Here is a 23400-nt window from a genome sequence, read left to right as displayed (position 1 = left end):
AGATACAAGGAGACTTGTATCTTTTTTTCATTTAATATTAATAAATGTATAAGATAAATATAAGATCTATATGTTAATATATTATAGACAAGGATTAATATTAAATAGTAGGTGAAGTATGAAGAAGAGAAATAGAAAACCATATAGAAAGAAAAAGATAAGAAAACCTTCTAGAATTATGGTTATAATGAGGATTATATTTGTAATAACAATATGTTCATTTTTATTTATTGGATTTGAATACTTTTCAAATATAAATAAAGAGTTTATATCTACATCTAGCATTAGATATTATATAGATACTGTAGATTCAATAAGTAAACCAAAGCAACAGTTGAATTGGCAAGAGGTTGCTGCAATTGATGGAGCAAAGAAGGGAAATAACTTTGAAAATAGGAATGAAAAATCTCTAAGGAATATTGCAGAGAGTTTTTATATGAAAGTAAACATATCTAATAAGTATGTAGTTAAGGACTTTGATACTGTTATAAAAGAAATAAACCTAACAAGTAAGGAAGAGAAGTTGGCATATAAAAATCTAGAGAAATTAAAAGAAGTAAGTATTAGAAGAAAAGTAGAGGGAGTTAATGAGCTAAAGGAGAGTTTTATAGAGTCATTAAGGAAAGGGAGTCTTGCTGTATATAAAAAGTATGGTGTGCTACCATCAGTTACTATAAGCCAAGCAATACTGGAATCTGATTGGGGGAGGTCATCCCTTGCATCTGAATATAATAATTATTATGGGATAAAAGCGGACAAGAGTTGGAAGGGGAAAGTAGCTAATTTAACAACAAAAGAAAATCATAGTGATGTGATAAAGGACAATTTTCGAGTTTATAATAGTGTAGAGGAATCTGTAGAGGATTTGGGGAAGTTTCTTAATGAAAATAGTAGGTATAGAAATAATGGATTATTCCAAGGAAAGAATTATATAGAACAGGCACAGGCACTTGAAGATGCAGGGTATAGTACGGCGAAGAATGAAGGTGGGGACAAGATCTATGCAGACTTACTTATTGATGTCATAAAAGAAAACAATTTAATGCTTATAGATTGTGAATTAGAAAAATAGAAATTAAATGAAGAGACGCTAATCCTTATAAAAAAGGTTAGCGTCTTATTTTTATGAATTAATTATCATTTATTATTGAAATACAATTTAAGAACTGTGTTAGAGTGTATATTCTTCCAATCTATATTGTCTAAAATAAGTTCTCGACCAAGGAAGACATAATGACTATTATCGAAAGAAAGGTAGTCTTCATAGCATATATTGCTTGTATTCATTAAATCCTTTATTGGTTTACCAGTAATTAAATGTTTTTTATATATTTTTGAGCACTCTTTAACTATAGGATCTAAAGGTTCATCTTTTTTTAAGTCAATATAAGCGTGAGCTATATGACTTGGAATAATCGAATCCTCATATATAAGCATACCTTCTTTACAAGGTAGAATCCCTTGTATTTCTGGATCTAATTTTTTATATTTGCAATCTAAAATAGTTGATAAGGTTGCCGATTGCATTTGAGTAAACTTATTTATTTGAAGGTGAATAGCAGCAAGATAGCATTGTATAGCTTTACTATGAGATTCTAGAAGATAGTAAGCATCTCCTAATAAAGCAAAAGTAGGCACTGAAAGAGAATCTAACTTAACAGCTTTAACAAGAGCTGATTTAGCTTTTTTATATTGGCCTTCTTTAATCATGCTTTCAGCAAATTTTGTTAAAATTATTACTTCTTTCATTAATCTTGCTCCTTTCAATGCATTGTTTAATTATAGTATAACACTTATAATGGAGGAAATGAATAAAAATCCCAAATTATTACTTGCATTAATAAGTAACTTTAAATTTCTTTTCACCTAATATAATATCTATTTTTTTTATAGAGAAATCATCGACTTTTATAAAGGTATTACCCCTTCTAATAGTTGATAAAAATTTATTTACATTTTCTTCAGCACCTTGAATTTCTAATTCCACCATACCATTATCCATATTTCTAACAAAGCCAGTTAAAGAATGCTTAATAGCGCAGCTTTGAGCAAAAAATCTAAAGCCCACTCCTTGAACCTGTCCATCTACAATTACGAAATATCTTATCATTATATGCCCTCCAATGATTAACAAATATATATATAAAGTATAACATAAAAAATAAATTAACTAAATTCAAAAAAGATTTCAAATATTCTGATAATAATGATATAATTCATATTGGGTATTGAAAAAAAAGGAAGGAGATGATGGTCATGGAAAAAAGTTTGGTTTTAATTAAGCCAGATGCAGTAGAAAAAAATCTAATAGGAAAGATAATAAGTCACTATGAAAGAGTGGGACTTAAAGTAGTAGCACTAAAGATGGAGAGGGTTAGCAATGAAATAGCTGATAAACATTATGAGGAACATCAGGGTAAAGTTTTTTATAATGATTTAATAAGTTTTATAACTCGTAGCCCATTATGTGCTCTTATTCTTGAAGGAAATAATGCTGTAGAAGTAGTAAGAAAGATAAATGGGTCTACTAATCCAGCAGAGGCTGCAGAAGGAACAATAAGAAGAGAATTTGCAAAGGATAAATCTGAAAATTGTGTGCATGCATCTGATTCACAAGAAAGCGCTGAAAGAGAAATATCAATATGGTTTCCGGAGTTAGAAAGTGCTTCTGAATGTTTAGTGAGCTAAAGTTAAAAAAATCCTACTGATATTTGAAATATGGTCTTCAAATATCAGTAGGATTTAATTTTTTATGAACTTCCAACTTTTATCCACTGGTCATCATAAATTCTTAAAGTATCTCTATCTAAGTCAGTAAATACTTCGCACTTATCTAATATATCATCTGATGGATAGGATTCTTGTACTTCTTCATCTAACATCTCAAAGGTTTTTAAGTTAGGTGTATAGTATTGAATATAATCAACATTTTGTAATGAATTTTCAGGGTCCGTTAAGAAGTTAATAAAGGCTTCGGCACCTTCTTTATTCTTAGATCCTTTAGGTATTACCATTGCATCAAACCATTTATTTGAGCCCTCTTCAGGAACCACATATTTAAGCTTAGGATTTTCACTTATTATATAATTAGCATCTCCTGACCAAACAGTTGCAAGAGCAGCTTCATCGTTTATCATAGCATCTTTCACTTGATCTACAAACCAGGCCTTAACTATAGGCTTTTGTTGAATTAATATATCAGCGGCCTCTTCAATTTCCTTAGCATTAGTAGAGTTCATTGAATAACCAAGTTTCTTTAGAGCTATAGACATGGTGTCTCTTACAGAATTAAACATTATTATTTCATCATCATACTTAGGATTCCAAAGAATATCCCAACTATCCACAGCCTCAGTAACTACTTCAGGATTATATATTATACCTATTGTTCCCCACATATAAGGAACAGAGTATTCATTGTTAGGGTCGTAAGCCAAGCTCTTAAATTCATCATCAATATACTTATAGTTTGGAATATTATCAAAGTTAATCTTCTCAGCCATATCCTCTTTAATCATTTTCTCTATCATATAATCAGAAGGGAATACCAAGTCATATTTATTACTACCTGATTTTAACTTAGAATACATAATTTCATTAGTATCGTAGGTAGAGTATTCAACTTTATATCCAGTTTCATCTTCAAATTTTTTAATCAAATCTTCATCTATGTAGTCACCGTTATTAAATACGTTAATTACCTTGCTATCATCCCTTTGCTTTCCTACACAACCTGTTAATACAGTTGTTGATAGTAGAGCAGCTGATATTAAAGCAACAATTCTCTTAAGCTTTTTCAATATCATCACCTCTAGTTGATTCTTTTCTGTTTACTATAAATAGTAAGGTTAATACAGTAATAAACATTAGGGTAGATAAAGCATTAATTTCAGGTTTAATACCTCTTCTAGCCATTGAATATATTTCTATAGATAAATTTGTAACTCCAGGACCTGTAGTGAAGAAGGAGATAACAAAGTCATCTATTGACATTGTAAAAGCCATTAAGAATCCAGCTACAATCCCTGGCTTTATTTGAGGGATTATTATTTTTCTCATAGCATACAAAGGTGTTGCCCCAAGGTCTAGAGCAGCTTCTGTAGTATTTGCTGGTAGCTGTTTTAGTTTAGGTAATACTGAAAGAATTACATAAGGTATATTAAAGGTAATATGAGCTAAGAGCATTGTGGTAAAACCAAAGTCAAGATTAAAGAATATAAACAAAGACATTAAGGCTATACCAGTAACTATATCAGGGTTCAACACAGGTAAGTAGTTTACATTAAGTAAAAGACCTTTACCTGGACCTTTTTTCATATTATGAATTCCAATAGCAGTAATTGTACCTATAATAGTAGCAATAACTGAAGCAAGAACGGCTATTAGTATTGTGTAATATAGAGCATTCATTATTCTATCATTATTAAACAATTCACCATACCATTTAAAAGTGAATCCATTCCATTTTGCCATTGACTTTGAATCATTAAATGAGAAGATGATTAAAGTTAATATTGGAGTATATAGGAAGGCAAAAATTAAAAATAAATAGAATTTTTTAATAAACTTTTCAAATTTACTTACCAAAGTCCTGCACTCCCTTCTTTATCATCACCATCGAATTTATTCATACAAGCCATAGATATTAATATTACAACCATCATTAGTATGGATATAGCGGAACCAAAGTTCCAATTACCCATAGTAGTAAATTGTTGTTCTATTAAGTTACCTAAAAGCATATATTGACCACCACCAAGTAAACTTGAGATAACAAAAGTAGATACTGCGGGCATAAACACCATAGTTATACCAGATATTACTCCTGGAATACTAAGTGGAAATACTACTCTAGTAAATATCTGTTTTCTATCTGCACCAAGATCACTAGCGGCATCAATTAAGTTTTGATCCATTTTAGTTAATATAGTGTATATTGGGAGTACCATGAAAGGTAAGAAGTTATAAATCATACCTAATAGTACTGCACCGTCATTATATAGAAATCCTATTGGTCCTATGCCGAAGTTACCTAGTAAGTTATTAATTAAACCGTTCTTTCCTAAGATAGGTAACCATGCATAAGTTCTAAGTAAGAAATTCATCCACATTGGTACTATAAATAACATTATTAAAAGATTTCTCCTTGATGGAGATATCTTTGATATTATATAAGCCACAGGGTAACCCAGGATTAAACAAGCTAAAGTTGATAGTAAAGCAAGTTTAATAGATCTGTAGAATATCTTACCATACTGTGGATTTAATAATCTTGTATAGTTTTCAAGCGAAAAGCTATATCCATCACCAGTTTTTATTGTAAAGCTAAAAAATAACACAATTAATAGAGGAACTATAATAAATAATGAGCTCCAAAGTATATATGGATAAGCAGCATAAGATCTGCTTTTTTTATTCATAATCCTTCACCTTTTTCATAATATGAATATCCTCAGGATATATATTTAATCCTATTTCGGAATCTATATCAGCAAATTTTGTATTATGTATAATCCACTCTCTGTTATTACCTTCAACAACCATTTCATAATGAACACCCTTGAAGATAACAGAAGTTACTGTCCCCTTAAGCATTCCTTCTTCAGCTTTTACTATTTTTATATCCTCTGGTCGTATAACAATATCAATTGGTTCATTAGGGCTAAATCCCTTATCAACACATTCAAATTCAGTATCGCAGAAAATAACCTTAAAGTCTTCAACCATAATACCTTCAAGGATATTACTTTCACCAATAAAATCAGCAACAAAGGCATTAGCTGGTTCGTTATAAATGTCCTCTGGAGTACCTTTTTGTTGTATTAAACCTTTATTCATAACTACAATAGTATCTGACATTGTTAAGGCTTCTTCTTGATCATGAGTTACAAAAATAAAGGTAATACCTAAATCTTGTTGGATTTTTTTAAGCTCAAGTTGCATTTCCTTTCTAAGCTTAAGGTCTAATGCTCCTAGTGGTTCATCAAGAAGTAATACTTCAGGTTTATTTACAAGAGCTCTTGCAATAGCAACTCTTTGTTGTTGACCACCACTTAGAGAATCTATATTTCTTTTTTCATAACCAGATAAAGAAACCATTCTAAGCATTTCTTTTACATTTTTATCAATTTCACTTTTAGAAAGTTTTTTGATTTTTAAACCAAAAGCGATATTATCATATACATTCATATGAGGGAATAAAGCGTATTTTTGAAATACGGTGTTTAATTGCCTCTTATATGGAGGTATAGAAGAGATATCTTTATTTTTAAACATTACCATCCCTGAGTCAGCTGTTTCAAAGCCAGCGATTATTTTAAGAGTAGTAGTCTTACCACAACCTGATGGTCCAAGTAAGGTTACAAACTCATTCTTTTTAATGTTTAAAGATAAATTATCTAATACTGCATTGTCTCCATATTGTTTACTTATTCCTTTTAATTCAATTATATTTTCATCCAATATAAACACCTCTTTCTTACATTATCCTAAAATGATGGTGGAGTACTTATCCAAATAACTTTTGCAGGGTTCTTTCCTGCATTTGAAATATAATGATTTTCTCTTGGTTGATAATAGAAACTTTCACCTTTCTTTACTTTATATTTTCTATCTCCTAAATGCAGAAATATAGTGCCGGAAAGTACAAATCCAAATTCTTCACCTTCATGAGGTTCCTCTTCAATATATCTTCCGTCTGGTTCTAAAGTAATCATAATTGGTTCCATTTCATTCTTTTGTGCATTAGGTATTAGCCACATAAGCTTATATTTTAAATCCTCATTTTCTGTTTCAAACATATCCTCATAAGTAAAGGTTACCCTTTCTTCAGTGTTTTCACTAAAAAATTCTGTGAGGTTTGTACCTAAAATCTCTAGCATATCCATTAAAGTTGCTATGGATGGAGAAGTTAAATCATTTTCAACTTGGGATATAAATCCCTTTGATAGCTCACATCTATTAGCAAGTTCTTCTTGAGTTAGTTGTTTTTCTACTCGTAATCTACGAATTTTATCACCTATTTGCACAATTTACACCTACCATCTATATTATTTAAAAATAACTTTTACTAAACCTATAGTTTAAAATTACTAAACAAACAAAATTATTATATAAATTTTATAAGAAAAAATCAATATTTATTTGAAAAATAAATAAAAAAGTTTTCTAGTACAAAGATAGTGTGGACAAGAGATACAGTGGGGTTGGGAAAATAGAGGGTTTAGTAAAAAACGATTGAAAGTTTAGTAATACTAAGAAAAAATAAAGAAAGTTTAAATATGTAGAAATGGTATAAAATATTTAGGGTAAACCCTAAGCTATTGATAATACCTTGTAAATGTGAGATATTTAAAGAAATAAAGATATAAAAATGGGTGATGGATTATGAAAGATTCAAAAGGAACGTATAGAAGGAATGGTAAAAATGTTTATATAAAACAGCCTGAATTAAAGGAATTGGATTTCGTGTCTAAATTATGGGCAGATGAAGAGACCATGAAAGAAATTGGGGGTGTATTTAATTTTCCAGAAAGTAAGTGGGATATGTTTTATAAAAAAATGGTTTATCCTACAGATGGAAAGAATTTTTATTGCTTAGTTTATAATACAAGGGACAAAGCAGTAGGAGAAGTTAGTTTTCATGGGTATGATTCTGCAACTAGAATTGCTAGATTTAATATAAAAATACATCATAGATATAGAAATAAAGGATATGCGGAAGAAGCCATAAGATTACTTCTAGAATACTATTTTCTTGAATTTGGTGGAGAAGTGATAATGGACAATATATCTACTGATTCTGGAAAAAGAGTAGCTAGGAAGTTAGGCTTTGAAGAAATTAGACAACATAAGGATGAAATTACTATTAAGATTACCAAGAAGGATTTTTTGAATAATAACAAGGGTGTAAGTAAAAAGGTTGCTATATTAATTTATAATCAGATGAATATGGCTGATTATGCAATGGCTCATGATATATTAAATATAGCTAATGAAATTGCAGATGACAAGGTATTTGATATTTATGGAGTGGCCTTTGAGGAGAGTATAGTTGCTAGTAATGGCTTAACTATATCTACAAATAATATAAATTTAAATGAAGATAAGCCAGATATTATCATTATGCCAAGTGGAGTTATGGTTGAAGAACAGGTAAGAGATAAAGAGAAAATTAAGTATATTATGACACACTTTAATAACTGTGATTATATATGTGCAGGTGGGAAAGCTATAAAATTCTTAATAAGATGTAGGGCTTTGGAAGGTATATTTATCCCTAAAAGGCAAGTGGATGAGGAAGATATGCAATATGTAAAGGAAAATAGGCTTATACTTAAGAATTTTATGGATAATGGAAAGATAATGTTAAATGCTAATACAATGGGAGAATTAGAGATGCTTTTATCCCTTATAGATAAGGTTGGTGGAAGAACGCTTGCTGAGAAGGTATCTAAGAAGATTGGATTAAACAAATAGATTATAATGGAAGATTTTATAAAACTTTATTAAACTTAAAGAGTATTGTACAATATATATATAAATCTAAAGAAGTATATAAACACAATATATGTTCATGGAGGTAGTTTATGAATTACAAGAAAAAGAGCATTATATTTTTTGCTATTATAGTTGTACTAGCAATGGGGATTTTCTTCTCTATATATCTTTATGTAGGTGGCGGAACTAAAGAGGTGAAGGCAGCTAAAAGATTTATTGGGATAGTTTATTCTTATGATATAGTGGATAAAAGTGAGAATAAGGACCAAATATCATACAAGAGTCTTAGTAAGAGTGACTCTTCTAGTTTGAAGGAAACTTATAGTGTAACTACTCGTGATTTCGGTATAGACATAGATAGTGAATTTAATGTTATTGGATTTAGTAATAATGTATCTAAAGTAGGATCAGTAAATATTAGTGAAAATAAAGCGCGAGATCTGGCAGAAGAATATTTATCACATATATATAAAGGTAAGTACGGATTCAAGGAGATTATTAAAGATGAATCTACTGAAAAGTCACCATATTACTCCTTAGTATTTACAAAATATGCAGATGGATATCCATATTATACTGATCAGATTATGGTAAGCATTAATAAGAATAGTGGTAAAATGGATGGATATTCCAACTCTACATCACAAGGTGAACCGGAAAGGGTTAAAATTAATAAAAGTCAAGATGAAGCAGAAGATATAGCAATAAAAGCTTTTTCAAAATTGAACAAGGATGCGGAAATAGTAGAGAATACCTATAAAGCATTTGCCGGGGATAGAGATAAGGTGAGAACAGAATTATGTTATATCGTTACTTTGAAGGGAATAGATGCAGATAATAAGGAGACTAAGGTTAAATACTTTATATCCACAGAGAATGGAAATGTAGTAAATACAGTAAAAGATAAAATTAGTAGTGCTATTGGATCATAGTAAGATTTTTGAGGATATCTATAATAAAGTTTATTGAAGATAAAATAAAAGCTAGGGATGAAATTACATCTCTAGCTTCTGTTTTGATTAAAATATATCATTATTGCCATTCTTCTACATTCTTTAACTCAGGTATAGAACTAGCTTTGAATACAGGGTCTTTGATTCCGGCTTTCTTTTGTAATCTGTAATCCTCTAGAGCTTTGAAAGCTATTTTACCAAGAAGAGCAATAGCTATTAGATTAATTACTGCCATTAATCCCATAAAAACATCTGCAAGGTTCCAAACTACCTGTAGGTTAGCAATTGATCCAAAGAACACCATTAAAGCAACTAATATTCTATATATATTTAAATAGGATTTTTTTGTTGTTAAGAATTCTATATTAGATTCACCATAGTAGTAGTTACCAACTACTGAGCTGAATGCAAATAATAGTATGCATATTGCAATAAAGTGACTTCCCCAAGAACCAACTTGTGAGCTTAAGGCAAGTTGAGTAAGTTGAATTCCTTCTAGTCCACTATCAAGGTTAACTCCTGAAAGAAGTATTATAAAAGCAGTACAGCTACAAATAATTATTGTATCAGTAAATACCCCTAAAGTTTGTATAAGGCCTTGCTTTACTGGGTGAGATACTGTGGCTGTAGCAGCAGCATTAGGAGCACTACCCATACCAGCCTCATTAGAGAATAGACCTCTCTTAATACCGTTCATAAGAGCGGCACCAATACCACCACCAAAAGCTTGCTCAATACCAAAGGCATTTTTAAATATTAAACTAATTAATTCAGGAATTTTATCAATATTAATTATGATAACGAAAAGTGCAACACATATATAGGCAGTTGCCATTATTGGTACAAGAATTTCTGAAACTTTTGCTACTCTTTGAACACCACCAAAAATAATAAATACAGTTACGATTGTTAGAACTATTCCTACAGTCATCTTGTCAAATCCAAAGGATTCATTAAACGCTAATGCAATCGTGTTAGATTGAACTGAGTTGAATATTAAACCGAAGGTAATTGTAATTAATATTGAGAATATAACGCCTAACCATCTTTTATTTAAAGCTTTTTCCATATAGTAGGCTGGACCACCTCTAAAGGAGCCGCTTTTATCTTTAGTCTTATATATTTGAGCAAGTGTAGATTCAATGAAGCTTGATGCAGAACCTATAAGAGCTATTAGCCACATCCAAAATACTGCACCAGGGCCACCTACGCTAATAGCAATTGCTACACCAGCAAGGTTACCAGTACCGACCCTTGAAGCGGTACTAATGCAGAAAGCTTGGAATGAAGAAACAGATCCTTTAACTTTCTTTGATGATGCTCCATCCCCAAGTAATCTAAACATTTCTTTTAAATATCTAAATTGTACAAATTTTGTTTTCCAGGTGAAGTATACAGCTAAAGTTAACAGCATGGCTATTAAGATATAAGTCCATAAAAAATCATTAAAAGATAAAATAATATTGTTGAATAAATCCATATTAAGTCCCCCATTCTAGTATTGTTATTGATTGTTTCGACAATTTACTTTTTTAATTTTACAATATTTTTTTAAAAAATGCAAGAAATTAATAAGCTTGATTCAAAATGGGGGAGATATATTTAATTAATAGCTAAAAATATTAAAAAAATAAGCTGTTAAAGTGTATTTATGCAAGAAAAAATATTATTTGATTCTTAAAATGCAAGAGTGGTATTTGGAAAATATCATTTTATAAAAATAAGGTGGCATATGCCACCTTATTTGAGAAATTATATATTTATAAGCCTAGTTATACGAATCATAGGATTGATAATGTAGCCATTAGGAGCAGTTAATGAAAATACAGACCTATTTGGCTTAATTGGTTTTTCTCCATTATTACTTCCGCCGTTGTTTTCATTTCCTGAATTATTATCTCCATTATCAGGTTTTTTATCATCATCTTCATCTTTCTCATTATTATCTTTATCCTTATCCTTATCTTCTTTATCAGAAGGGTTAGTTGGTACAGCTACTGTATCATCAACTTCAGTTGGAAGAATATATTGATAGTCATCAGTACTTGGATTTGGATTATCCTTTTTAACAAATACTTTTTCTGTAATTAAATTAGAAGGGGTATTTGCGGTAGCTAATTTATTGTTTGATGAATTAACCTTAGCTAATACATGAGCTTCACAAAGTCCTGTTGGCTGAGTACCTTCAATAAACATTTCCTCATAAACTCTATTTCCTCTAGGATCAGCGTTACAAAGATCAGTAGGAGTCTTTCCAGAGTCTATACATACAGGAGCCTTTACTATGCCACTTGGCATTTGGATATCAGTTACTTCTTTACCTTCATGGGCTTTTTGCATTATTTTACCCCATACACTAGCAGCCAGGCTTGAACCTCCATCCATGGTTTTAGGTTTATCATAACCTAACCATACTGAACCTGAAAGGTAAGGGGTTAGTCCAGCAAACCAATAATCTTTATTTTCACTTGTAGTACCTGTTTTACCAGCTACTGGTATTGAGCCCCATTGTGCAGCAGGACCAGTATATCCTCTTGATCCTTTTAGCATGTCATACATTATATATGCAGCTTGTGGTGAGAATATTTCTTTCTGTTTAACTTCTGCATCTAGTATTACTTTTCCACTAGAATCCTTCACAGTAGAGTATAGTTTAGGTTCAGTATAGATACCGTTATTACCAAAAACTCCAAAGGCAGATGAAACAATAAATGTATTACCACCATCTCTATCTGTAGTAGCATTTTGGAATTGTCCTAAAGCTAAAGTGGGAAGAGTCTTAGACTCTGCACCATATTTAAGTCCAAACTTTTCACCATAAGATAGGGCTGTTTTAGCACCTATGGTATGAACAACTGATGTTGTACCAATATTTTTAGATTGTCTTAAGGATTCTCTAAGGGGAATATTACCATCCTGACGAAAATCAACATTATTAGGTTCATAACCATCAAAAGATCTAAAACTATCATCAATTGTTGAGCCAGCAGTCATGATTTTTTCGTTAATAGCTGGACCATAAGCTGTTAGTGGCTTAGTAGTGGAACCAATAGACCTAAGGTCAGTATAAGCTCTATTAAGTGCCTGCCCCCCATGTTCACCTCTACCACCTACCATAGCAAGGACTTTTCCAGTTTTATAGTCAACTACTGTAGCAGATGCTTGGAAAGCAGGGGTTTTACTTCCATCTATATAAGTTTCCTGGTAACCAACATTTGTAGAACTAAAGTTATCTAAGGTTTCTTGAGTAAAGTCCTGAAGTTCTTTATTCATGTTAGTATAAATTTTAAGACCACCATTAGCTAAAAGTTTAGAAACTTCTTCATCAGTATATTTATATTTCTCTTTTAAATCCTTCTTAACTTGTGATACTGTAGGATTTATATACCATTCATAGTCCAAAGTATAGGACATTTTCCTCGCATTAAATACAAGCTTACCAGCATCTAAATCGGCTATTGCTTGTGTATACTCATCATCATTAATATAGTTAAGTTCTTTCATTTTACTTAAAACAGTTTTTGTTCTATTAATATAACGGCTTGGGTCATTTTTACTAGCCTCATTGTAGCCGCTATAATAAGTTGGTGCTTGAGTCATACCAGCAATATAGGCAGATTCTATTAAGTTAAGCTCAGAGGCAGACTTACCAAAGTAAAGGTTAGATGCTGCATCAACACCATAGGCTGTTCCCCCAAGAGGAATAGTATTTAAATATTGGTGAAGAATTTGATCCTTTGATAGTTCCTTTTCAAGGTTTAATGCAAGCCAAATTTCTTTGATTTTTCTTTCAATAATAAAATCTTCATTGGATAGAATAGTGTTTTTAAGTAATTGTTGAGTTAAAGTAGAACCACCATGCATTCCACTTTTACCATTTAAAATTTTAACTACGTCTGTAACAATTGAGCCAGCTATTCTTCGTATATCAATTCCTTTATGAGAATAGAATCTTTGGTCTTCAATTGCCACATAAGCATCTTTTAAAGTTTGTGGCATTTCATTAAACTCTATTACATTTCTATCCACTTCAGAATGCAAGTTGTCCATAAACACACCACTATCATCATAAAGGGATGTAGGTTGGCTTAAATTCATAATTGCATCAATATCCAAAGGTGGAGCACTTTTTATTACTGCAAAGACATATCCTAGTCCAACTACGAATACCGCTAAGAATAAAAAAAGCATAGAAAATATTACTCTTTTAAAAATCTTTTTTCCCTTGCTGCTTCCTTTCTTTGAACTCTTTTTTGGAGCCTTAGAAGGGCTGCTTTTCTTGGATGGAGATTTGGCTGTCTTTTTATTTGTATTTGAATTTTTATTTGTTGCCATTTGTTCCTCCTGAATAAATATAAAATAAATAATATTATAAAACATTATAGCATAATTATAATATGAGTAAATCAATAACTCAATACAAAGGTGATATATGAAGTATTATACTAAACGTCGAAAAATCCGGATAAGACCTTACATACTGGTTATTATTTCCATAATTATAGTTTTTAATCTATTTATATACTTTTTTGAAAAGAGGGTTTTCCCCACAGCATTACAGATATCAGAAACTATGGTTAAGGCAAAAACAGTAGAGATAATTAGCGAAACAAGTATCGCACTTTTTAATGAAGAGTTTAGTTATGATGAGATGGTAACCATAGATAAGGATAGTAATAATAATATCAACCTTATGCAGGTTAATACAGTTAAGCTTAATTATTTAACTTCTCAACTATCAGTACAATGTAATGAAAAACTTCAAGAAATGGGGCAGATTGGTGTAAAGGTACCTTTAGGTTGGATTACTGAAAATAGTATATTATATAATCTAGGACCAAGTATCACTGTTAAAATTGAACCAATTGGAAATATGAATGTAAGTTACGAATCAAAATTTGAAAGTGCAGGAATTAATCAGACAAGGCATAAAATATATCTTAACGTTGAAACAAAGGTAAGGACGATGGTTCCTTTTCATAGTCAGGAGCTTGATGTAACATGCCAAATTCCTATAGCTGAAAACATCATTGTTGGACAGACACCAAGTACGGCAATAGATTTTGGTCAAAATAATAAGTAAAATAAAATCTACGGTTACTATTGAAACCGTAGATTTTATTTAATATATATTATTTATCTAATTAATTTTCTTCCCAGTTAAATACGTATGGTACGTTTCTATAGTAGTTACCATAGTCTAAACCGAAACCTACAACGAATACGTCGTCTATTTCGAAGCACTTATAATCAGGAGTGACATTAACCTTTCTTCTTGAAGGTTTATCCAAAAGAACACAATTCTTTACTGATGCAGCGCCTAATTTTTTAACATGTTCTATGATGAATTCCATTGTATATCCAGTATCAACGATGTCATCTACGATTAAAACATCATAACCTTCTATGTTATCAGGAATATCGTTAACTATTCTAACCTCACCTGAACTTGTTTCACTATGACCATAGCTGGAAGTAGTCATAAAGCCTACTTTTACTTTTGTATCAAGTGCTCTTACTAAATCAGCAGTAAAAATAAAGCTACCTCTTAATAATGAAAGTACGTATAAATTCTTTCCTTCGTAGTCTTTTGTTATTTCTTTACCAAGTTCTTGAATTCTTTCATCGATTGTTTCTTTTGATAAAAGAATATTACGTTTCTTATCCTCCATGGTTGTCCTCCGCTCTTCATATATTTACAATGCTAGACTAATAGTATAAAATTATATGAAAGTTGTCAAGATAGGTATAACGAGAGGTGATATTATGATAAATGGAAATGTAAGCGGTATAAAAAAGTCTCTTGTAGAGGAACTAGAAGGGATATATAAAATAAAGACAGTAAAGGATGAAGTTTGTAGTAGAGAAATATTAGATATAATTGTTAAGGTATCTACAGCAGCTGAAAGAGAAATAAGTGTTGCTATAGATAGAAAAGGAAATGTTACATCTGTTGCTGTGGGAGATTCAACTTCTGTAGAGTTACCTTTATTAGATATTAGAGAACAAAGACTATCAGGAGTTAGAGTAATACATACTCATCCAAATGGTTATTGTAATCTATCAGCTATGGATTTATCAGCTTTATTAAAATTAAAGCTAGATGCAATAGTTGCAGTAGGTATACTTGAGGGGAAAATCATTGACTGTTCTATTGGTACATTAACAGTATTTAATGAAACTTTAATGTATGAAGAAAAGACAAATCTTTCAGTAGAAGAATTACTTTCAACTAATATTATAAGTAAGGTAAGATATATTGAAAGTTTAATTAGAGAAAATGAAGTTATTGAAGATGATGAGGAAAAGGCAATATTAGTAGGATCTGATACAAGAGAAAGTTTAGATGAATTAAGAGAACTTGCAGAAGCTTGTAATATCCCAGTTTTGGATTTAGTATACCAAAGCAGAGGAAAAATTGATCCAGCATTCTTTATAGGAAGAGGAAAGGTATTAGAAATTGCATCACTTAGACAAACTGAAAGAGCAAATGTAATAATATTTGATGATGAACTATCAGGGTCACAGGTAAGAAATTTAGAAAATGCTTTAGGTGCCAAGGTAATTGATAGAACAACACTTATATTAGAGATATTTGCAAGAAGAGCTAAGAGTAAAGAAGCTAAAATTCAAGTAGAACTAGCTCAACTTAAATATAGGAAGAGTAGACTTCAAGGATTAGGTACAGTACTATCAAGAACAGGTGGTGGAATAGGTACTAAGGGTCCTGGGGAAAAGAAACTTGAAACAGATAGAAGACATATAGATGAAACAATTTATGATTTAAATGATCAACTAAAGAAAATTAAGAAAACTAGAGAAACACAAAGAGAAAAAAGAAATAAGGAAAGTATACCTAAGGTGTCTTTAGTAGGATATACAAATGCAGGAAAATCTACTTTAAGGAATACCCTTTGTGATATGGCTGCAGTCCAAGAAAATAAGGGGAAGGAAAAAGTATTCGAAGCTGATATGTTATTTGCAACTTTAGACATAACAACTCGAGCTATAACCCTTAGAAATAAAGGGCTTATTACACTAACTGATACAGTAGGATTTGTAAGAAAGCTACCTCATGATTTAGTTGAAGCTTTTAAATCTACATTGGAAGAAGTTATTTTTGCAGATTTACTTTGTCATGTAGTAGATGCTGCATCACCTTATGCATTAGAACAGGTAAGGGCAGTTGAAGAAGTACTATCAGAACTTGGAGCTATTGGCAAGGAAACAATTTTAGTACTTAATAAAGTAGATATGGCAACAGAGGAACAACTAGAGGAATTAAGAGAACAGGTTGATTATAAAGAAATAATAGAAGTATCAGCTAAGGAAGGAACAAACTTAGATGAACTACTATATTTAATAGAAGAAAAACTACCATACAACCTTATAAAAGCTGAGTTCATAATACCTTACCACAAGGGGGATATAGTATCATTCTTACATAGAAATGGAAGAGTGTTTGAAGAAGAGTATAAAGATGAAGGAACCTATATGATGGTAGAAGTAGATGAAGAAGTATATAATAAAAGTAAGGAATATGTTGTAAATCTTTTAACATAAACTACCCATATTTACTAAGAGTATAGGAAATTATATTAAGGACTTTCATATGTCTTTTTAGAGATATTTGCATTAGTAAATGCAGTAATCTAATAAGAGTGAAGGTCCTTTTTTATTGATATATACTTATTTTTGGGAATTTTACAAAGCTAGTACTATCATTACTTTGTAATAAAATGATTTTAAGCTATAATAAAAGGTAATAAAAGATAGGTGGAAGGAGTGAATCTATGGCAAATAGAGTTATAGAGTTACAAAATGCATTTAAATCAATAGTTAATACATTGAGGAAAAATAAAAAGGTTGTAGCTATATTTACTTTTGGTAGTATTATATCCGGGGATGTGTGGGATGAGTCTGATATAGATTTATTCGTAGTATATGATAATGAATTTGAAGAAATCAGGGATGTATACTCTGAGGTCTTAGGAGTACCGGTACATACAAAGATATTAAATAAGAAAACATTCTTAGAGCTATACGAAAATGAAGGTAAGAGAGGTTTTGTAAGGAATTTACTTAGCACTTCAAAACTAGTATATTCATTAGATGAAGATATAATTGAAGCCTATAATAAGTCAAGGTATAGTATGGATATTCATGTTGAGAGATGGAATCTTGTTTATTTAGGAAAATTGTTAAAAGATCTTGGAATATGTAAGAAATACTTACAAACTGGTGGAGTAAATACATCATATGAGGTATTAATAAGAACTTTAGACAGTTTTTCTAAGTTATACATAAATTTAAATGGATATGCAGTGACTAAAGATTCATTAGCAATGGCAACTAATTTGAATAATGACTTTAACAAGGTGGTAGAGAAGTTATTTTCAGAGAAAGTCAATAAAGAGGAAATTAAAGCAGCAATAGATTATATAGATAATTTTCTAGAGTTAAATTTGACTAGAGCATCAAAGTTGGTTTTGGATTGTCTTTATGAACAGGGAGGTTTTGTTAGTTCTTATGAAGTAATGAATAATAGTAGATTTAAAGAGTTTAATATAAGAATAGAATATATTTTAAAGGAACTTACAAAGAGAGATATAATTCTAAAGGATAAAAGAGTATTTAAAGATTCAACAGGGAGTAAGATTCTTGATGAAAATGTTTATTCAGCAAAGATTATGAATAATTAAAGGTAGGTATTATACTGATGAAAGAGTTTTACAGGATAAAATTTATAGAGGAAGTACCGAAATACATTCAAATAGCAAATCATATTAAAAAGTTAATAGATAGTAGACAGGTAGAAGACGGTGAAAAACTACCTACTATAAGAGAGTATTCTGATTTCTTAGGGGTTAATAAAGTTACTATAGTTAGTACTTATAAGAAGCTTAAGAGTGATGGCTTTGCATTTCAAAAGGTTGGAAGTGGTACATATGCAAAGAGACGAGAGATGGTTTCAACCTTTAAGAAGGAATATTCTAATACATTTAAAAAATTAACAACAGAGAGTGTAAAGGATGCTATAGATTTTACTGGAGAAACTACTGGAGAAGTTATATTTCCTATTGATGAATTTAAAGGAATTATAAATAAAGTACTAGATAGGGATGGAGCGGAAGCGTTAATATCCCAAAATGCTTTAGGGTATGATAGATTAAGAAAGACAATAAATAGAGTTTTTTGGGAAGATTTACTAGAAAGTGAAGACATATTAATTGTATCAGGAGCTCAACAGGGCATAGATATTGCTTCTAAAGCTATCTTAAATATAAATGATAATGTAATAGTTGAAAAGCCAACTTATGGCGGAGCATTATCAGTATTTAAATGGAGACGTGCTAATATATTTGAAGTGGATATGGAAGAAGATGGAGTTGACTTAGAGCGCTTTGAAGAAATATTAAAGAAAAATAAGATAAGCTGTTTTTATACCATGAGTTATTTTCAGAATCCAACAGGTATTAGTTATAGTTTAGAAAAGAAAAAAAAGCTAGTACAACTTGCTGAAAAATATGATTTTTATATTATAGAGGATGACTACCTTTCAGAGCTTATTTATGATGAAAATGTGGATTATATTCCTTTTAAGTGGTTAGATAAGCATGATAGAGTAGTTTATATTAAGAGTTTTTCAAAAATATTTTTACCAGGAATAAGAATTGGCTATATTGTTGCACCAGAAATTTTTAAAGAAAACATGAGAAATTCTAAGTTTAATACAGATATAGCAACATCAAGCCTTATGCAAAGGGCACTGGAAATGTACATTTCAGAGGGCCAATGGAAAGAAAATATTTTGTTTTTAAATAAAGAGTATAAGAAAAGATATAAGTTAATGTCAGATTTAATAGATGAAGAATTAGGGGATAAGATATCCTATCATAAACCAGGTGGAGGATTAACATTTTACTTAACTTTAAAAGATAATTTGATAACATCAAGACATTTATTTTTAAGGCTTAGAAAAAAAGGTGTATACATAACTCCTGGTGTTCTATTCTTTAGAGATATGAGGGAAGGAGACAAAACCTTTAGAATAGGTTTTTCTCAAACAAATGAAGAAAAAATTGCAAAAGGCCTAAAAATTATTAGGGGGGAATTAGAGTAATGTCTTATATAACTATTAGAAATTTTGGTGAAGATTCATTCGAGGAGAAGAAGTCTGAATTTATTGGGTATGCAAAAAGAGTAGAAACAGAAGAGGAAGCTAAAGAATTTGTAAATGAGATAAAGAGCAAGCATAAACAAGCAAGACATAATTGTTGGGCTTATGTAATTGGTCAGAATATGGGTATTCAAAGGTATTCTGATGATGGAGAGCCACAAGGTACAGCAGGAATTCCAATATTAGAAGTTATGAAGAAATCTGGAATAACAGATTGTGCAGTTGTAGTTACAAGATACTTTGGAGGCATTCTACTTGGAGCTGGTGGACTAACAAGAGCCTATACAAAGGGAGCATCTATAGCTATAAAAGCTGCAGGTGTAGTAGAGAAGGTTGATGGAGTTAAGATATCTATTAATATAGATTATGACTTGTTAGGAAAGATACAATATATATGCTCTCAAAATCAGTGGCATATTGAAGATACTGAGTATAGTGATAAAGTAATTATTCATATCTTATCAGAGGTAGCTAATGTAGAGCAGATAGAAAATGAAATAGTTAATTCCACTAATGGAAAAGCTGATATAAAGAAGAGTGAGGAAGGAATTTACTTTAAAGAAGAAAATAGATTATTTAGTCATATAATACTTTAAAAGTATACAGATATCTAGCAAGTAATGGCGTCTTTTATTTCATTAATTAATATGATATAATTTTATAGATTTAAGGTAAGTAAGATAGGAGGAATAAGCATGTCAGGACACTCAAAATGGCATAACATTCAAGCTAAAAAAGGTAAAGCAGATGCTAGAAGAGGAAAAATATTCACTAAAATCGGTAAAGAGCTAGCAATAGCTATAAAGAATGGTGGAGCTAATCCAGATATTAACTCTAAGTTAAGAGATGTTATTGCAAAAGCGAAGGCTGCCAATATGCCAAATGACAACATAGCAAGAGCAATTAAGAAGGCAGAAGGAGATTTAAATTCAGTTAACTATGAAACAATAGTATATGAAGGTTATGGACCTAGTGGAGTAGCTGTAATTGTTGAAACTCTTACTGATAATAAAAATAGATCAGCAGGAAATGTTAGAAGCGCATTCACAAAGGGTGGCGGAAACATGGGAGCTTCAGGTTGTGTAGGATTTATGTTCCAAGAAAAGGGAGAAATCGTTATAGAAAAAGAAGATAAAGATGAAGATGAAATGATGATGATGGCTCTTGATGCTGGTGCAGAAGATTTCTCAGCAGAGGAAGAAGAAGTATTTGTAGTTACGACTACACCAGAGGACTTTGGAACAGTTAGAGAGGCTTTAGAAGCTAATGGAATTGAATTCTTAGAAGCAGCTGTTAAGATGATACCAGATACATATACTGCAATTAATGAAGATGATGCTAAGAAGTTCCAAAAGATGTTAGATTTACTTGAAGATGACGATGATGTTCAAGAAGTTTATCATAATGCAGAATTCCCTGAAGGATGGGATGAATAGAAGTTTTTATAAAGTTTACAACTTCCTTACTAATTTTAATATTGGTAAGGAAGTATTTTTTTAGAAAATACTTTCTTATAAAGGGTAAATATTGATGAGACAATAAAGAAAGTTTGAAGAAATTTCATTGATGGTATATTATTGTAAATATAATCGTAAAAGGCGGGGATTTTTATATGTGTGATATCAAAAGAGAAGAATATATTGGGGAGTTAAAGAAAAGTATAGAAAAGAAAATGAAAAAGCTTTTTGAAGAAGCTCATAAATATACAGAAAACTTAAGTCATGAGGATATAGTTAGATTACATGAAAATCATGTTAAAGATGTATTCTATCCCTACATAGAGAATATTCCTTCTCTACAAAATATGATAGTGGCAATGGGAGAGGAAAAAGCATTAGATGCTATTAAAGCTAAGTTTATGGGAACCTTTCATTTTCATGAGAAGATGGTAAAATGTGAGGAATTTAGGGAAGATAGAAAAACACAATATACAGAGGAAGAGATTTTAGAAAATGATGAGAAAATATCAAAGTATATCCGTGAAGTAGTAACATCAATTATTCAAGAATGTAGGGATCTTAATAATGATGAAATAAAAGATATGCATATGTTTATATTTAAGCTTATATTCCAATCTGATATAGAGCATATACCATGCTTTAAGAATGCATCTGAAACTATGAATATGGATGTTGTAAACAGAATCCATGATAGAAAAATAACAGAAAGTATGAGTAAGTACATATCCATGTGTAAAGATAATTAGAAATAATAAAGGACAACCTCTAAATTATTAAAAAGAGGATGTCCTTTTATCTTAGTATTATTCTTTTTTCTCGTTTTTCATTTCCCAATAAATTAACACAGCTAAAAATCCTCTAAGAAGGCTAACAGCTGCAATAACCCAAAGCTCATCTATACTCTTTATTAGTACAGTTTTTAAAATTTCTCCTGCAAGTTTAAATTCTAAGCCCATAGCTAGGTTATTGGCAAAGGTATATTTGATAGGGACCTTAGTATTAGTAATTACACTTTTTATATAGCTATAGAAAGCTTTTAGAGCGCCTATAATTACTATAATTACGCCCATTAATTCTAGAATATTTATTAGTATTGGTAAGTATTTATTTAGTAGTTCCTCCAACATAAAAAAACCTCCTTGATAGACTATAGAATATAGTTTCTCAAAAAGCCTTTGGAATAATACATTATTGATATGCTTATAGAAATGTTATTTAGATATTTTTAGATAAAATAGTAGGGAGCTTGGTATCCGGCGAAAGACAACCCAAGCTCCCAGTAATTAGCACTATATGTACCAACTGCTCAATTAGAATAACACAAATCCAAAGGAGATTCAAGTAAAATATTAATAAATGTCGAAAATATTGTAGAAATTTAATTGGAACATATATATAATAGGACATATAAAAAAAGAAGTAGGTAATATTTATGAAGAAGTTTAAAAAAGTATATATAGAAGTGACAAATGTTTGTAACCTTAGTTGTAGTTTTTGTCCATTAACAAAGAGAGAAAAAATGTTCCTAACACCAGATAAGTTTGAACATGTATTAAAGGAAATTAAACCCTATACAGAATACATATATCTTCATTTAATGGGGGAGCCTTTACTTAATCCTAATTTAGAAAAGTTCCTAGACTTAGCTTATGAATATGGTTTTAAAGTTAATCTAACTACAAACGGAACTCTAATTATGAAAAATAAAGAGATTTTGATTAAGGCAAAGGCATTAAGGCAGATTAATATCTCCTTACATAGCTTTGAAGCAAATGATAATGGTATAACTTTTGATGAGTATTTTAGTAATGTATTATCATTTATAGACGATACTAATAAAAATACGGAGATAATTTGTTCTATGAGATTGTGGAATCTAGATAGCTATTCATTAAAGGGAGAAAATGAATTAAATAAGAAGATTGTAGCTTTGATTAAAGATAAGTTTCATTTTGAAGGTGATTTAAAAGAAACCTTAGATATGGAAAAAAAGATAAAGCTTAAAACTAAACTATATCTAAATGGAGCCGAGAAATTCCAATGGCCAACTATGGAGATAGAATCCCTTGGGGAAGAAGGTTTTTGCCATGGTTTAAGGGATCATTTCGGGATTTTAGTAGATGGTACAGTTGTTCCTTGTTGTTTAGATGGAGAAGGTCAAATACCATTAGGGAATCTTTATGAGAAATCCCTAGATGAAATTATTAATGGGGAAAGAGCAAAAAGAATTTATGATGGTTTCTCTGGTAGGAAGAGAGTGGAGGAACTTTGTAAGAGATGTGGTTATAGCGAGATGTTTAAGAAATAA

Annotated in this window: 23 protein-coding genes; 12 read left to right on the top strand and 11 right to left on the bottom strand. The window is 30.6% G+C overall.

Annotated features, from left to right (window positions below):
- The first annotated feature begins 118 nt into the window (after nucleotides 1-118).
- Nucleotides 119-1072, top strand: coding sequence for a glycoside hydrolase family 73 protein (locus ACSYT2_RS10925; protein ID WP_438384769.1), 954 nt, complete (start codon nucleotides 119-121; stop codon nucleotides 1070-1072).
- Between the two features lie 65 nt (nucleotides 1073-1137).
- Here ACSYT2_RS10925 and ACSYT2_RS10920 read toward each other — a convergent pair whose 3' ends face one another.
- Entirely contained in the window at nucleotides 1138-1749 is a 612-nt protein-coding gene (locus ACSYT2_RS10920; protein ID WP_430855247.1) for a tetratricopeptide repeat protein, read from the bottom strand.
- 88 nt (nucleotides 1750-1837) lie between these two features.
- Complete coding sequence (locus ACSYT2_RS10915) at nucleotides 1838-2110, bottom strand: acylphosphatase (RefSeq protein WP_430855246.1); 273 nt, start codon at nucleotides 2108-2110, stop codon at nucleotides 1838-1840.
- A 140-nt stretch (nucleotides 2111-2250) separates the two neighbouring features.
- Between ACSYT2_RS10915 and ndk the strand changes: the two genes are divergently transcribed.
- Entirely contained in the window at nucleotides 2251-2688 is a 438-nt protein-coding gene (gene ndk / locus ACSYT2_RS10910; protein ID WP_430855760.1) for a nucleoside-diphosphate kinase, read from the top strand.
- A gap of 62 nt (nucleotides 2689-2750) precedes the next feature.
- On the opposite strand, the gene ACSYT2_RS10905 is transcribed toward ndk, so the two are convergent.
- From ACSYT2_RS10905 to ACSYT2_RS10885, 5 genes are read right to left on the bottom strand one after another with little or no spacing between them, the layout of a single operon-like run.
- Nucleotides 2751-3800 (bottom strand): ABC transporter substrate-binding protein, encoded by a 1050-nt coding sequence (locus ACSYT2_RS10905; RefSeq protein ID WP_497527342.1) that lies wholly within the window; start codon nucleotides 3798-3800, stop codon nucleotides 2751-2753.
- The gene (locus ACSYT2_RS10900) at nucleotides 3787-4587 is read right to left on the bottom strand and encodes an ABC transporter permease (RefSeq protein WP_438384768.1); all 801 of its coding nucleotides are present in this window, start codon (nucleotides 4585-4587) and stop codon (nucleotides 3787-3789) included. The genes ACSYT2_RS10905 and ACSYT2_RS10900 overlap by 14 nt, the downstream gene beginning before the upstream one ends.
- Complete coding sequence (locus ACSYT2_RS10895; protein WP_430855243.1) at nucleotides 4581-5420, bottom strand: ABC transporter permease; 840 nt, start codon at nucleotides 5418-5420, stop codon at nucleotides 4581-4583. The genes ACSYT2_RS10900 and ACSYT2_RS10895 overlap by 7 nt, the downstream gene beginning before the upstream one ends.
- On the bottom strand, nucleotides 5413-6462 hold the full coding sequence (gene potA / locus ACSYT2_RS10890; protein ID WP_430855242.1) for a spermidine/putrescine ABC transporter ATP-binding protein: 1050 nt from the start codon (nucleotides 6460-6462) through the stop codon (nucleotides 5413-5415). Before potA ends, ACSYT2_RS10895 begins: the two co-directional genes overlap by 8 nt.
- A 26-nt stretch (nucleotides 6463-6488) precedes the next feature.
- On the bottom strand, nucleotides 6489-7028 hold the full coding sequence (locus ACSYT2_RS10885) for a helix-turn-helix domain-containing protein (protein WP_438384767.1): 540 nt from the start codon (nucleotides 7026-7028) through the stop codon (nucleotides 6489-6491).
- Nucleotides 7029-7386: 358 nt separating this feature from the next.
- Here ACSYT2_RS10885 and ACSYT2_RS10880 point away from each other — a divergent pair, with 358 nt between their 5' ends.
- A complete protein-coding gene (locus tag ACSYT2_RS10880; protein WP_438384766.1) occupies nucleotides 7387-8478 on the top strand; it encodes a GNAT family N-acetyltransferase in 1092 nt (363 codons plus the stop codon).
- A gap of 110 nt (nucleotides 8479-8588) precedes the next feature.
- Nucleotides 8589-9431 carry a YcdB/YcdC domain-containing protein gene (locus tag ACSYT2_RS10875; RefSeq protein WP_438384765.1) on the top strand — a complete coding sequence of 281 codons (843 nt, stop codon included), beginning with the start codon at nucleotides 8589-8591 and terminating at the stop codon, nucleotides 9429-9431.
- A 100-nt stretch (nucleotides 9432-9531) separates the two neighbouring features.
- Here ACSYT2_RS10875 and ACSYT2_RS10870 read toward each other — a convergent pair whose 3' ends face one another.
- A complete protein-coding gene (locus tag ACSYT2_RS10870; protein WP_438384764.1) occupies nucleotides 9532-10932 on the bottom strand; it encodes an alanine/glycine:cation symporter family protein in 1401 nt (466 codons plus the stop codon).
- Nucleotides 10933-11204: 272 nt separating this feature from the next.
- A complete protein-coding gene (locus ACSYT2_RS10865; RefSeq protein WP_438384763.1) occupies nucleotides 11205-13787 on the bottom strand; it encodes a transglycosylase domain-containing protein in 2583 nt (860 codons plus the stop codon).
- Between the two features lie 97 nt (nucleotides 13788-13884).
- On the opposite strand from ACSYT2_RS10865, the gene yunB reads away from it, so the two are divergent.
- Nucleotides 13885-14535, top strand: a complete 651-nt coding sequence (gene yunB, locus ACSYT2_RS10860; RefSeq protein WP_430855236.1) for a sporulation protein YunB — start codon at nucleotides 13885-13887, stop codon at nucleotides 14533-14535.
- Nucleotides 14536-14596: 61 nt separating this feature from the next.
- Here yunB and hpt read toward each other — a convergent pair whose 3' ends face one another.
- On the bottom strand, nucleotides 14597-15124 hold the full coding sequence (gene hpt, locus ACSYT2_RS10855; protein WP_430855235.1) for a hypoxanthine phosphoribosyltransferase: 528 nt from the start codon (nucleotides 15122-15124) through the stop codon (nucleotides 14597-14599).
- A 94-nt stretch (nucleotides 15125-15218) separates the two neighbouring features.
- On the opposite strand from hpt, the gene hflX reads away from it, so the two are divergent.
- The 6 genes from hflX to ACSYT2_RS10825 all read left to right on the top strand — a co-directional run bounded on the left by hflX (nucleotide 15219) and on the right by ACSYT2_RS10825 (nucleotide 21838).
- The gene (gene hflX / locus ACSYT2_RS10850; RefSeq protein WP_438384762.1) at nucleotides 15219-17015 is read left to right on the top strand and encodes a GTPase HflX; all 1797 of its coding nucleotides are present in this window, start codon (nucleotides 15219-15221) and stop codon (nucleotides 17013-17015) included.
- A gap of 230 nt (nucleotides 17016-17245) precedes the next feature.
- Nucleotides 17246-18154 carry a nucleotidyltransferase domain-containing protein gene (locus ACSYT2_RS10845; RefSeq protein WP_430855233.1) on the top strand — a complete coding sequence of 303 codons (909 nt, stop codon included), beginning with the start codon at nucleotides 17246-17248 and terminating at the stop codon, nucleotides 18152-18154.
- Nucleotides 18155-18171: 17 nt separating this feature from the next.
- Nucleotides 18172-19575: an aminotransferase-like domain-containing protein gene (locus ACSYT2_RS10840; protein WP_430855232.1), complete on the top strand. Its 1404-nt coding sequence runs from the start codon at nucleotides 18172-18174 to the stop codon at nucleotides 19573-19575.
- Nucleotides 19575-20228 (top strand): YigZ family protein, encoded by a 654-nt coding sequence (locus tag ACSYT2_RS10835; protein WP_430855231.1) that lies wholly within the window; start codon nucleotides 19575-19577, stop codon nucleotides 20226-20228. The genes ACSYT2_RS10840 and ACSYT2_RS10835 overlap by 1 nt, the downstream gene beginning before the upstream one ends.
- Before the next feature lie 99 nt (nucleotides 20229-20327).
- On the top strand, nucleotides 20328-21068 hold the full coding sequence (locus tag ACSYT2_RS10830) for a YebC/PmpR family DNA-binding transcriptional regulator (protein ID WP_430855230.1): 741 nt from the start codon (nucleotides 20328-20330) through the stop codon (nucleotides 21066-21068).
- A gap of 176 nt (nucleotides 21069-21244) precedes the next feature.
- Entirely contained in the window at nucleotides 21245-21838 is a 594-nt protein-coding gene (locus tag ACSYT2_RS10825; protein ID WP_430855229.1) for a hypothetical protein, read from the top strand.
- A gap of 57 nt (nucleotides 21839-21895) precedes the next feature.
- On the opposite strand, the gene ACSYT2_RS10820 is transcribed toward ACSYT2_RS10825, so the two are convergent.
- Nucleotides 21896-22219 carry a DUF1622 domain-containing protein gene (locus ACSYT2_RS10820; RefSeq protein ID WP_430855228.1) on the bottom strand — a complete coding sequence of 108 codons (324 nt, stop codon included), beginning with the start codon at nucleotides 22217-22219 and terminating at the stop codon, nucleotides 21896-21898.
- Nucleotides 22220-22524: 305 nt separating this feature from the next.
- Here ACSYT2_RS10820 and ACSYT2_RS10815 point away from each other — a divergent pair, with 305 nt between their 5' ends.
- Nucleotides 22525-23400 carry a radical SAM/SPASM domain-containing protein gene (locus ACSYT2_RS10815; protein WP_430855227.1) on the top strand — a complete coding sequence of 292 codons (876 nt, stop codon included), beginning with the start codon at nucleotides 22525-22527 and terminating at the stop codon, nucleotides 23398-23400.

Origin of the sequence: Clostridium zhoujianii (genome assembly GCF_051590805.1) — a bacterium.
Lineage (GTDB): Bacteria > Bacillota > Clostridia > Clostridiales > Clostridiaceae > Clostridium.
Note: the sequence above shows the minus strand (reverse complement) of the source record. Positions and strands in the feature narration are given on the sequence as shown.

Excerpts from the sequence above, each read along its gene's own strand:
- hpt (WP_430855235.1), bottom strand. The coding sequence starts at position 15,124 with ATGGAGGATAAGAAACGTAATATTCTTTTATCAAAAGAAACAATCGAT.
- ACSYT2_RS10915 (WP_430855246.1), bottom strand. The coding sequence starts at position 2,110 with ATGATAAGATATTTCGTAATTGTAGATGGACAGGTTCAAGGAGTGGGC.
- ACSYT2_RS10925 (WP_438384769.1), top strand. The coding sequence starts at position 119 with ATGAAGAAGAGAAATAGAAAACCATATAGAAAGAAAAAGATAAGAAAA.
- ACSYT2_RS10840 (WP_430855232.1), top strand. The coding sequence starts at position 18,172 with ATGAAAGAGTTTTACAGGATAAAATTTATAGAGGAAGTACCGAAATAC.
- yunB (WP_430855236.1), top strand. The coding sequence starts at position 13,885 with ATGAAGTATTATACTAAACGTCGAAAAATCCGGATAAGACCTTACATA.
- hflX (WP_438384762.1), top strand. The coding sequence starts at position 15,219 with ATGATAAATGGAAATGTAAGCGGTATAAAAAAGTCTCTTGTAGAGGAA.
- ndk (WP_430855760.1), top strand. The coding sequence starts at position 2,251 with ATGGTCATGGAAAAAAGTTTGGTTTTAATTAAGCCAGATGCAGTAGAA.
- ACSYT2_RS10865 (WP_438384763.1), bottom strand. The coding sequence starts at position 13,787 with ATGGCAACAAATAAAAATTCAAATACAAATAAAAAGACAGCCAAATCT.
- ACSYT2_RS10875 (WP_438384765.1), top strand. The coding sequence starts at position 8,589 with ATGAATTACAAGAAAAAGAGCATTATATTTTTTGCTATTATAGTTGTA.
- ACSYT2_RS10920 (WP_430855247.1), bottom strand. The coding sequence starts at position 1,749 with ATGAAAGAAGTAATAATTTTAACAAAATTTGCTGAAAGCATGATTAAA.
- ACSYT2_RS10845 (WP_430855233.1), top strand. The coding sequence starts at position 17,246 with ATGGCAAATAGAGTTATAGAGTTACAAAATGCATTTAAATCAATAGTT.
- ACSYT2_RS10835 (WP_430855231.1), top strand. The coding sequence starts at position 19,575 with ATGTCTTATATAACTATTAGAAATTTTGGTGAAGATTCATTCGAGGAG.
- ACSYT2_RS10895 (WP_430855243.1), bottom strand. The coding sequence starts at position 5,420 with ATGAATAAAAAAAGCAGATCTTATGCTGCTTATCCATATATACTTTGG.
- ACSYT2_RS10870 (WP_438384764.1), bottom strand. The coding sequence starts at position 10,932 with ATGGATTTATTCAACAATATTATTTTATCTTTTAATGATTTTTTATGG.
- ACSYT2_RS10825 (WP_430855229.1), top strand. The coding sequence starts at position 21,245 with ATGTGTGATATCAAAAGAGAAGAATATATTGGGGAGTTAAAGAAAAGT.
- ACSYT2_RS10880 (WP_438384766.1), top strand. The coding sequence starts at position 7,387 with ATGAAAGATTCAAAAGGAACGTATAGAAGGAATGGTAAAAATGTTTAT.
- ACSYT2_RS10815 (WP_430855227.1), top strand. The coding sequence starts at position 22,525 with ATGAAGAAGTTTAAAAAAGTATATATAGAAGTGACAAATGTTTGTAAC.
- ACSYT2_RS10830 (WP_430855230.1), top strand. The coding sequence starts at position 20,328 with ATGTCAGGACACTCAAAATGGCATAACATTCAAGCTAAAAAAGGTAAA.
- ACSYT2_RS10820 (WP_430855228.1), bottom strand. The coding sequence starts at position 22,219 with ATGTTGGAGGAACTACTAAATAAATACTTACCAATACTAATAAATATT.